The organism is Ensifer sp., assembly GCF_035999185.1.
Taxonomy (GTDB): Bacteria; Pseudomonadota; Alphaproteobacteria; order Rhizobiales; family Rhizobiaceae; genus Ensifer.
Genome location: NZ_DASYHB010000192.1, coordinates 1 through 10429, shown reverse-complemented (window position 1 = coordinate 10429; position 10429 = coordinate 1). Strand labels below are relative to the sequence as shown.

The 10429-nt window shown below is 63.3% G+C and carries 8 protein-coding genes; 2 read left to right on the top strand and 6 right to left on the bottom strand.

Features of this window, described 5'->3' with window-relative positions:
• Positions 1–324 precede the first annotated feature (324 nt).
• The 6 genes from VGO04_RS25825 to VGO04_RS25800 form a co-directional block, all read right to left on the bottom strand.
• Positions 325–927: a helix-turn-helix transcriptional regulator gene (locus VGO04_RS25825; RefSeq protein WP_327498814.1), complete on the bottom strand. Its 603-nt coding sequence runs from the start codon at positions 925–927 to the stop codon at positions 325–327.
• Between the two features lie 393 nt (positions 928–1320).
• Positions 1321–1923, bottom strand: a complete 603-nt coding sequence (locus VGO04_RS25820; protein WP_327498813.1) for a LysE family translocator — start codon at positions 1921–1923, stop codon at positions 1321–1323.
• A gap of 317 nt (positions 1924–2240) precedes the next feature.
• On the bottom strand, positions 2241–2495 hold the full coding sequence (locus VGO04_RS25815) for a hypothetical protein (RefSeq protein ID WP_327498812.1): 255 nt from the start codon (positions 2493–2495) through the stop codon (positions 2241–2243).
• 278 nt (positions 2496–2773) lie between these two features.
• Positions 2774–4897, bottom strand: a complete 2124-nt coding sequence (locus VGO04_RS25810) for a hypothetical protein (RefSeq protein WP_327498811.1) — start codon at positions 4895–4897, stop codon at positions 2774–2776.
• A gap of 27 nt (positions 4898–4924) precedes the next feature.
• On the bottom strand, positions 4925–6088 hold the full coding sequence (locus tag VGO04_RS25805; RefSeq protein ID WP_327498810.1) for a phosphatase PAP2 family protein: 1164 nt from the start codon (positions 6086–6088) through the stop codon (positions 4925–4927).
• A 17-nt stretch (positions 6089–6105) separates the two neighbouring features.
• Positions 6106–7749: a hypothetical protein gene (locus tag VGO04_RS25800; protein WP_327498809.1), complete on the bottom strand. Its 1644-nt coding sequence runs from the start codon at positions 7747–7749 to the stop codon at positions 6106–6108.
• 391 nt (positions 7750–8140) lie between these two features.
• Between VGO04_RS25800 and VGO04_RS25795 the strand changes: the two genes are divergently transcribed.
• Positions 8141–8368: a hypothetical protein gene (locus VGO04_RS25795; RefSeq protein ID WP_327498808.1), complete on the top strand. Its 228-nt coding sequence runs from the start codon at positions 8141–8143 to the stop codon at positions 8366–8368.
• A gap of 458 nt (positions 8369–8826) precedes the next feature.
• Positions 8827–10050, top strand: coding sequence for a M20/M25/M40 family metallo-hydrolase (locus VGO04_RS25790; RefSeq protein WP_327498807.1), 1224 nt, complete (start codon positions 8827–8829; stop codon positions 10048–10050).
• Positions 10051–10429: the final 379 nt, after the last annotated feature.

The window sequence follows — 10429 nt, the reverse complement described above, 5'->3', positions numbered from 1 at the left end:
CGCGGCGCCCGCGCCACCATGGAGCAGGCTCCGCTGCTGCTGGTCTGGCCCTGCGCCGCGCTGACGCTCACCATCCTCGCCATGAACCTGCTCTGCGACGGCCTGCGCGACACGCTCGACCCGCGCACCGCCGGCCGCTGACGCCCTGATCCGGATTGAGAAATATCGGTTGCTGGCGCGAGTTCGCCGGCAGCAGGTGGCTGTGCGGCACCAACGGCTCGTGGGTATCGCAAGGTCGCATTGGAGGTTCGCCGTCGTCTGGCCCTGTGTTCCGACCAGATCGACTGCTTGGCGTCCACCCGAAGGCATCGTGACAACGCCTGCTCAGTGGCTCTCCGGAACATATGTCGCGACAAAGTGAACCAGCTGGCTTTGCCTGGCCGTGCCGGTCTTGGAAAACACTCTCTGTAGATGAGTCCGCGCCGTCGTTGGAGCGATGCCGAGTCGCTTGGCGGCGAGGATCGTGTCGAGGCCCTCGGCCACGAGGGCCAGCATACGTGCCTCGGTTGTCGTCAGCGAGAAATCTCGCACGATCTCGGCGATGTTGCGGGCGATCATTCGATGCGGGTCGTCCACGGTAAGCACGAAAAGATCGACGCCGAACCCGCCCAGATGCACCGCATCGACGGCGACCTGTCGCCCATCCGTCATCGCCAGCGGCAACCGGGCAGCCTGGCCGGCCGATCCCTTGCTGCAGCGCCTCAGCCAGCTCTGCAAGCGAGCCGCGAAATTCCGGTCGGTCGAGACGAAACGTTGGGGGGATCCCAGGGCTTCGCGCGCGAGAATGCCGCCACTGCGATTGCTGAAGCGGATCTGCAGATCCGCATCGATGATCAACAGAGCCTTGGTGTCACAATCCTCCGGATCGAGTCCGGCGTGCTGCATGGCGCAGAATGGACTGTGACCGGTCGGGATGGTGGCCTGCAATGCAAACGACATCGACTATTCTCGCGTGAGATCCCGGGCGCCGATCCTATCGGCCATGTGGATCAACCAGAGGATTGTTTCGCGTTCCCGCAAGACGAGAGCTGGTGATTGCGAAGCCTTCAAAGCGGCGTCCCGGAATTCAGACCATCTCAGATGGAAATCAGCCAAATCCCGGATGGGGATGAGTTCGACTACGACGGGCTTTTTCGTCATCGTGTTTTCTTCGCCAGTGACTGCTCGCAGCATATTCAGCCGCCGCCACCGTTGGCGCGTGAAAAAAGCGTGAAGAGGGTTGTGGGAGGGACCGGGTTTCGTTGATCCGAGGGCGTCCGCGACATCGCCGGGAGAAAGAGCTCCCGCCTTTCGTCATGCGGGGCCCAGATGAGTCCCAGCTCAAAGCGCCGTGCGAACGACGTAAAGTGCGTAGGCGACCATCGAGATCGCAACGATCAGCTTTACGTAGAACCTCAGGATTGGGTCGATCTCTACTTTCGAAAGCCTGCCGAGACAGATCCCGACCAGTGAGAACCACAACGCCGCCATCACGAACACGACTACCGGCGCAATCCATGCGGAGGTGAGGAAACCCTGATGCGCGACGAAGAAGCTCAGAAAGAACGCAATCGACATCGGGTTAAGCGCGGAGGCCGCTATTCCGAGTCCGAAGGCTTTGGTCAGGTGCGGCGTACCATCGCCCTTCAGTTCCGCGCCGTTCGCCTGCCCGCGCCGCATCAGGCGTATTGCGGAGCGGGTGAGGATCGCGGCCAGTAGGATTGCGAAGGGCCCTTGCAGCTGGTCCGCCCAGGCGAGGAAAAGCGAACCTTGATAAGCGATCGTGGCTGCCAGGGTGGCCCCACATGCGATGCCGAAAGCGGCCGCAAGCGTTCGCTTTGCCGAAGCGGCGAAGCTCACGCGTAGCATCACGAGCAGGTTGGGCCCGGGCGACGCCAGGACCAGAGCGTAGGGTACCACGAGTGAGGTGACCAACAGCATCATCGATGTGCGTCCCAGCTGATCATGATGACCGACGCCATCCGCGCCGATCGGAAGGGCTTGCTGCTTGCCAAGAGCCTCGAACGACAGCTTGGCGCTCCTGGAGGCGGTGCCCGGAGCGCGCTAGCAGCAGTCGCGGCAGTGGCACCGCCATCAGATCGGGCAGCGCGCCATAGGTGATGGACGGGAAATTGGTCTTGATCGCCGCGCCACGGATCAGGCGCTGTGCGTGCGACGGAAAGTGATCTCCCGCGCGACCGACGCAAAGGGCGTTGTCACGGCTGGTTGCTTTGATCGACCAGCGTGTCGAGAAGGACCGCCTACAGCGCCGAAATCCGCGCCGGATCGCCGCCGGAACGGCGCCGCCCCAGTGTATCGATCAGACCGTTCACGGCTGGCGCATCATCCGCTGGAAGCAGCCCGTGGTCGTTGAGGCGTCGAACGGTGAGCCGGAGCTGGTTACCCCAGCCTTGGCAGGCGAGCCGGAGGTCGACGAGAGAGGATGCCGGTTCCCCGGCCTGGGCGGTCTGGCCGGCGAGCGCGAGAAGAATGAGAGGAGTAGCGATTGTCCGCATCGTTTGGCTCCCGGATGTGAAGGGAGACTCCGGCCGCGTGCCGGCGCCTGAAGCTCGGGCCCGCGAGACGACAAGCACGGGAAGCGCCGATGGGCCGAGATGGCACGCTTGCGGAGCAAAGATGCCCCGATGTGAGCGTTCTCAGGCCCGGTGACTTCCCTTTTGATCTCCCTGCCGTAGCGGCAGGAGGAATTTAACGCCGCTTCGCCGGCGTAAGCGCGTGAGGAAAGTGTGAGGATTGCGGGGGCGTTTTGGGACGCTGAGGCGCCTTCTATTGATCAGCCCAGCCGCGTGGGCCTCTCGTCGAGCTCCACAGGCCTGATCGGAAACTGGGGCTGAATGGGTTGGACCGGCTGAGGCACCTGTGACAGGTGTTGGAGGGCGAGCTCACGGGCAAGCCGTGGCGCAGCCATGCTCGTCCCGGAAAGCCTTGCTACGCTGCCGCTGCGGGTGCCAGCGGCCAGAACGCCGCGCATTGCGGTGGAGTCGTCCGATACGGCCGAAGTTCGGACGTCGCCGGGACCGGCGGACGAGCCAGGAATGCGACGTCGGCCACAGCCGCCATACTCCGTCGCGCGACCGCTATCGCCATAGTGGCCACTCACGACGGTTACATGTCCATGGGTAGCGATGCCATTCAACGTGCCATGCCGGCGGACGAACGCGGCCGGTGGGTTCTCGACGCGCGACGGCGCTCCGTCTTCGCCGAAGCGTTCATCCAGCGGATCGTCAAAATAGCTCTGGCGAGCGCCTTTCATGTAGCCGAAGGGATCAAAATCCCGCTGGATGCGGCAGCCCACCGGAGCTGCCAGATTCGCGCCCGCGATCTTGGTCAGTCCGATGGTCCACCGGCCTGCCGGGGCACCGGGCAAGCTCGAGTCGTCGGGTTCGGTCGGGGCGAGCGCAATGAGAATGCGGGTCCAGCGCGCGTTGTAGCGGGCGATCACGCATCGTCCGATCGGTCGATCGTCGCACAGGAGGTCCCTGGACAAGGCGGGGTCGTCGGCCGCCTGCCCTGCTGCCGCCGAGTCGAATGCGAGGCTGCCGCCCGCCAAGGACGGCGCGCCGCTCGGATCTGTGATCGACAGCTGGAAACGCGTCGCGCCTTCGGCTTTCGGGAGCCAGATTTCGAGGTAACTCGAGGTGCGATCGTTGGGCTGAAGGCGCCAGGAGATCGGATAGACCTCACCGGTGTTGATGCGTTCCGGCGAGATCTCGCCGTTCAGCCGCTCGCCAAAGCTGTTGCCCGACGGCATGACGAGCGCCGTCGGCTTTCCCTGCGCCTGCCGTGCAGCGATCATCTGGGAGATCGCGACTTCAAGCGCGTCGGTCCCGTCATGCGGACCGCCGGTGTAACCATAGCTGAGGTTGACGATCAGCGGCAGCGATGCGGCCGCATCGCCGAGATGGGTCGCGGCGAATTGGTCGGCTCGATCGAAGATGTAGTGGAACGCGCTCAATATGAAGGCGTCCTTGCGATATCCCGACGTGTCGGCGGTGACCGCAGCCGGCAGCTGAACGGCGATGATGCGCAGCAGGTCGAGATCGACCGCGTCATCGTTGTGCCGCCGGCCCGCCGCCGCGTCGAGGACGTGTGCGCCATGCGTCGCGAAGTGGCCGATGGTCGAGCAGCCTTGCGCAGCCTGGTCCATGGCGCCTGAACGCAGATAGACCGCATCCTCGTCGGGCCCGTGCTCCTGCACCAATTCGTCAATGGCATGACGCGTCAGTTCGCGGCCAAATGGAACTGGGCCGGCAGGGTCGGCCTCCGAGGACTGAAGCCAGCAGAACTCGACCCTCGTGCCCTCTCCGGACACAGCCCGGAGATTTCGATGAGCGAATGGGATGCCGTCGTCGATCACCGCCATGACCGCAGTCGTGGCGCCCGAAGCCAGCTTGGCGACGAGAGCGGGGTCTGCCGTGTATGAAGGTAGGCTGATGGCTTTCGTCGGCATCGCCCGTGCTCGTATCGGAGCGCCCAGCTCGAACGACGGCTCGGCTCGGGTCGCGTCTGCCGCCAACGCGCGACGAATTGGTTGGCTCAGATTCTCCAGCGCCTGGTTCAAATGCGAGATGCCGAGCCCGTCGCGTCCATTGCCGTGAAAACCTAGCAGGACCGGCCAGTAGGTCGCGTGATCCTGACGCTGAAGACCGCTCCAGATCAGCGGACGTCGGATCGTCGCGGCCAGCGGCTCGCCGCGTTTCGTGCCCTCGTGTTCGATCCCCTCGGCGAAGTGATGGAGCTCGGCGCCCGACGGTAGCTGGACAATGGCACTGACGAAGCATGTGTCCGCCAGGGGGATCTCCAGATTGGCGTAGGCCGCGCCGGGCCCATAGGTCCATTGCTCATAGGAGCCCGTCAGTTGCGGACGCGGCTCCGATCCCGGCTGGTCTGGCGACATGGTCGAAGTGCTCCTGCTGCGGCGAGCTCAGAGTTTGAACTCGTTGAGAGCTTTGCCCCAAAGCCACGCGAACAGCGGACTGGCTGGAAGCGGATTCCCGGACGCACTGCGGATCAAGCCCTTGGCCGACGGATCGCCGCTTCCGCCGGTGACCCGCGGCAGGAAGTCGGCAAGCAGGAAGTCGGTATCCTTGGCCTCATAGGTGCGAGGCGTGACGGCGCTGCCCTGGCATTTGGCCAGCACGATCTGGCCAACGGCCTCGCCGATTGCAGCTCCGGCCCACGAGTCGATGGGGTAGTGGACGCCGGCGACGGTACGGTTGACGGCGATGCGCTCGGCTTGCTTGTAGATCAGTTTGATCAGCCGTCCGCTCTGCGGATAGTGCCGTTGGGCAGGCGGTTTGGCGTCGAGTTTGGTCAGCAGACCCTCCAGGACGGTCGCGACAGCGAAAGCTTCGGCGGCGTGCGCGCTGGGGAAAGTGCCGTGCGCCGGTGTCGGGATCATCGCCATCGTCGTTGCCCCGAGGCGATCGGGCCGACGGCAAGCGAGGTGGTGCTTGGCAACCATTGCCACGTGTGAGGTGATCACCTGCGTGATGCTGATCAGTTCGAAGGTCGATTTGTTGGCGTCGGCGTTCAACCCGAGCACGCTCGCGAAGTAGTCCACGGGATAGCCGACCTGGGTCAGGATTTCCGGGGCCCTGTCCGCACGCTGGTCGGCATAGGCACGAATGTGTCGGAGCTGTCGCCGGAAAAGATCGACGTTCGGTCGATGCAAGGTGACGAATGGCTTCCTGCCATAGGTCATCTCGATGCCACTGAACGGCTCGATGCCGGTCGCGCTCCGCCGCTTTCCAGGGGTCCAGTCGAGGCGCTTCAGGACATCAGTGAGATAGAGAGAGGCACGCACCCATCCCGCCCAACTCTCCATGTTCGCAGCCGGTCCGATCGGCAGTTCGGCATATGTGCCGCCTGCCGAATTGCCCGTGTCGTCGGCGCCAGCAATATGGCCGATTGCTTGGGCATTGACGGTCAGGCCTTGGGCCAGCAGCGGATTCACCCCGCCGGCAGGAACAAACGGGCCGACGCCCGTCGCCCCGATGCCACCTATCCCCCCGATACCGCCTATTCCGCCAATCCCTCCAATTCCGCCGATGCCACCGATGCCACCAATCCCGCCTGCAGTCGACATGTCGTACCCCGGGTCCTCTAGGAAAGGCCTGCGGCGGTGAAAGCCGCCACCGCTTTTCGGCCGAATTTCGAATCCGAGGCCGGATGGCTACGGAGATAGTCGTCGATCTTAAAATCGGGCATGTGCCGCCGGAGCTGTCGTCCGGCCAGCCGCAGTTCCTCGCCCCGATCGAGATTGTGCAGTGCGACGATCTTCGCCCGTAACGTCGAGACATGGCGATCGTTGAGCAGCAACGAACTTTCGGCCAACTCCAACGCGCTCTCGTAAGCGCCCGCCGACAGGTAGGCGGTCGCGCTCAAGGATTCGTAGAAGTACCGGAACGGGTCGATCGGAGAGAGCCTTCTGGCGCGATCGACGCAGCGGACCGCCTCTTGGCCTTCATCCCGGAAGGCATGCAGCGCACCACGCAGCAACAGGGAAAGGGCCTCGTTCGGATTGATCGCGAGCGCCGTCTTGTAACGATGCTCCGCGACGTCGAGCCGCTTCAACAGGTTGTTGTGCGCCAGCCCGTCGATCGTGAGGCAGAAGGCGTTGTCGGGCGACAGATCGAGCGCCCGAGCAGTGGAATCGATCCCGCGCTGGGTTTCCGCGACGGTGTCCGTGCTCCAGCCGTTGAAGACGCTCAGGAAGTACCATTTGCCGAGCCAGGCATGCGTCTCAGCGACGTATGGCGCACGCCGCACTGCTTCCTCCAGCAGTTCCCTGGCGCGCGCAAGGTCGTGAAGCGTCGAGCGGTTCATCAGACGAACGCCCGCAATGACCAGGCGATGATCCTCGACATCGGTGAGGCGGCGGCTCGCGACATGGTTCAGTGCCTCGTCGGCGATGGCTGCGCCGATCGCCGCGACGATCGCTGCGATGCCTTCCTCGACCGCCTGGAAGAAGCCCTCGACAGGGCTGCCGATCTGACGCGTCCAAAGAATGCGACCGGATCGAACGTCGATGAAATCGGCGTCCAGAAGGATCCGCCCTGCGGATCGCCGAAGGCTGCCCGCCACGCAGAAATCGGCGCGCAGGGTCGATCGGACCTGCGGGATGTCGATGCTGGTCCGCGCGAGTTCGCGGCAGGAAAGATGCGAGATCACTGACAGCAGCCGCGAGCGGCTGAGCGAGCGGCAGATTTCCTCGGCTAGCCAATCACTGATGGTCGCGTCGGCAATATCGTCAGCGATGGCGCGGAAGGGCAGCACTGCAATCGTTGGCAGGACCGACGCGCCGCCGGAGCACGACGCCAAGCTGAACAGGCCATCGAGCTGCCGCGGATTCTGGCGGATGCCAGCCAGCCACTGGCCAAATCCGGACTCTCGGATGTCCAGCCCCTCGAGAAACACACCCTGCCCCGGGCGGCCTACGAAGGTCACCCGAGAAAGATCGAGGGTAACGTCCGAATTGGTGCTCGTGACAAGTTCGCCAAAGCTGCCGCCCATGATCGACTTGATGTCGGCGAGCGCGCGACGCAGGCTCTGGCGGCCCGTGTCGTAGCAAGCAACGCCCCACAGTGTCTCCTGCAGGAATGCACGCGTACGCCGGCCGAAAGGCGCGGTCGCGAGAAGCACCAGCAGCGCCTTGTGCTTGGCGCCGGTAATCTCGAATCCCTCGGCAGCGCTCTCTCGAACCGAGCAGGCGCCGAATAGGTTGATTTCAAGAAGTTGGCTGTCCATGACGTTGTGTCCGTAGCTGCAGCCAAAGATTAGCAATCTCCGACGACATCCCACAACGCGCTTCACGATTTTTTCACGCGCCAGCGGCGGCGGCAGTTGAATATGCTGCGAGTTGTCGCTGGCGAAGACAGCGCGATGACTGAAAAGCCCGGCGGATCTGGAGCTATCCGAAGCCGGGATTCGGCCGATTTCCATTTGAGATGGCCCGAATCTCGAGCCTCGGGTCTCGGAGACGCCTGCGTTTCTTGCCGAACGAAGGCGAGACGATCATTTGGCTGGCATGCATGGTGGAGTGCTCGATCCCCTAGGGGCCAGCCGCCTATTCCACGCTCCACAGATCCGGTGGCGAGGCCTGCTGCCAACGGCCCACCCCAAGGAGGCGAGATTAGCGATGACACCTTGTGCTGCAGATCACACGCTGACCATCGTCGATCTGAGGCTCGACCCGTTCGAGCTCAATGAGCAACTCTTTGCAATCGGGATCTGGTTCATCGAACGCGGCATGCCTCTTCCCGCCAAGGTCAGCATGGAGCCCGAGCGCGGCTTTGTTCGGGTCAGCTTTTTGGACGCGCCCACAGCGAGGGCATTCCGCGAACGGTTCAGCCAACCGCAGCACTAGCGCCATCGAGGGACTGCTCTCCGTTGGTCCGAGCCGGGACGGCTTGTGCCGATCCAGGTCGAGCATCTCGAACTGTCGCGCTCGACCCCGTCCGTGGCAGACATTCAGTTGTTCGTGCCACGATGTTCGATCCCGTGAATCTTTCTCGACAGCGCTTTGCCACCCCAGGCTGCGCAAACCGGTGCGCTGTTTGGCACTCTCTGATGCACTTACGGACTCAGCCACGTCTGTCGGAATGAAGTCGCTCCGCACTGGCGCAGACGGAAGCGATGCAAGACCTTTGGGGAGACTTCGGAAGTCGCTTGAATGTACTTTGGCAATCGGATCACGCGAGGTTTCGCGAGATCGTCGTTTGAGCACGATACGAACTTCCGCCCTGCATCGTTTTCGCAATTCCGACCGCTGACTCGGAGGCGCGGGCTGCTATATGTGCGGCGCGTTTGCGGAGAGGCCATGTCATGTCGCAGGATCACGTTCAGGAAATCGCGACGATCATGCGCCATCCAGCCTTCAAGGTGGCGATCGATAGGCTCGGATCCGATCACGAACGGACCATTGCAGACATCATCACACTGACCGAGATACCAGCTCCGCCGTTCAAGGAAGACAGGCGTGCTTCCGCCTATCTCGCGATGTTGCGAGCGCATGGCCTCGAGGATGTCGAACAGGACGAGATTGGTAACGTCATGGGATTGAGGCGCGGCGCCGGCAACGGAACGCTGATAGTGGTCGCCGCCCATCTTGATACAGTTTTCCCGGAAGGTACGGATGTCACCGTGCGCCGCGAAGGCACAAGACTTTATGCGCCGGGTGTTGGCGACGATACCCGCAGCCTCGCTGTCCTGTTGGCTTTCATCCGAGCGATGGACGCAGCCGGAATCCGGACCCGCAACGACATCCTCTTCGTGGGTGATGTCGGCGAGGAAGGCTTGGGCGATCTGCGCGGGATACGTCACCTCTTCATGAACGGGCGTTACAGTGGCAAGATCGATGCCTTCATCACCGTCGACAGCCCCCAGATGGACAAGATCGTCGTCGGTGGAGTCGGGTCGAAGCGATACTCAATTCGTTTCAAGGGGCCCGGTGGGCACAGCTTCAAAGCCTTCGGCATCGTGAATCCGATGTACGCCATGGCCCATGTCGTTGCGGAGCTTGGCCGAATTGAAGTGCCGGAGACACCTCGGACAACGTTCTGTGCCTCTATCGTCGGCGGTGGGACGTCGGTGAACGCAGTTCCAGAGGATAGCTGGGTCGACATCGACCTTCGATCGGAATCGGCTGAAGAGCTTGCAAAGCTGGACCTGCGCTGCCGTGAGATCGTGGCGGAGGCTGTAGCGCGGGAGAACGCTACCCGTTCGATCAGCGAAGGAGCAATCTCGGTCGAAATTCGGACATTGGGCGAGCGTCCCGCGGGCAGCACTCCCAAAGATGCCGATATCGTCCGGTACGCTACAGCAGCATCGCAAGCAGCGGGTTTTACGCCCAGGCTTGAGGCGTCATCGACCGACGCCAATATTCCGATGAGCCTCGGCATCCCCGCGATCAGGATTGGTTCCGGCGGCGCCGGCGGCCGTGCACACTCACTCGGCGAGTGGATCGATGTCGAGAAGTCGGCCAGCGTGTCCGGCATGATCGCCGGCCTGGCTAGCATCGTCGCCGTCGCCGGATTAGTCGACGGGTAGTCCGCGAAGGCACGAGGTCAAGCCTTGACGATCAATGTGCGCCAGAAGCGGACGCTGGCTTGTCGTCCGCAAGCGGGCGTATGCCGCGCCGTGTGACAGCCGTGATCGACCGATGCCTCAGATTCGAAGGTAGTGCGTCTGCTTTCGGGCAACGCGCCAATGTCCGCAGATGGCGCGAGTGCGTCGCGGCGAGCGTGAACCAGGCATGTCGCCGTTGCGTCGTGCGCCTCCTCAGCGTTCGTTGAAGACGCGGCTGGCGTGGTCGGTGAACGGCTTCGTCAGGAATGAGAGGGCTGTCCTTTCCTCGGTCGTGATCATGACCTCGACGGGCATTCCGGGCAGGAGCTTGCGGTCCCCGAGCACGGCGAGATCGCCCTCG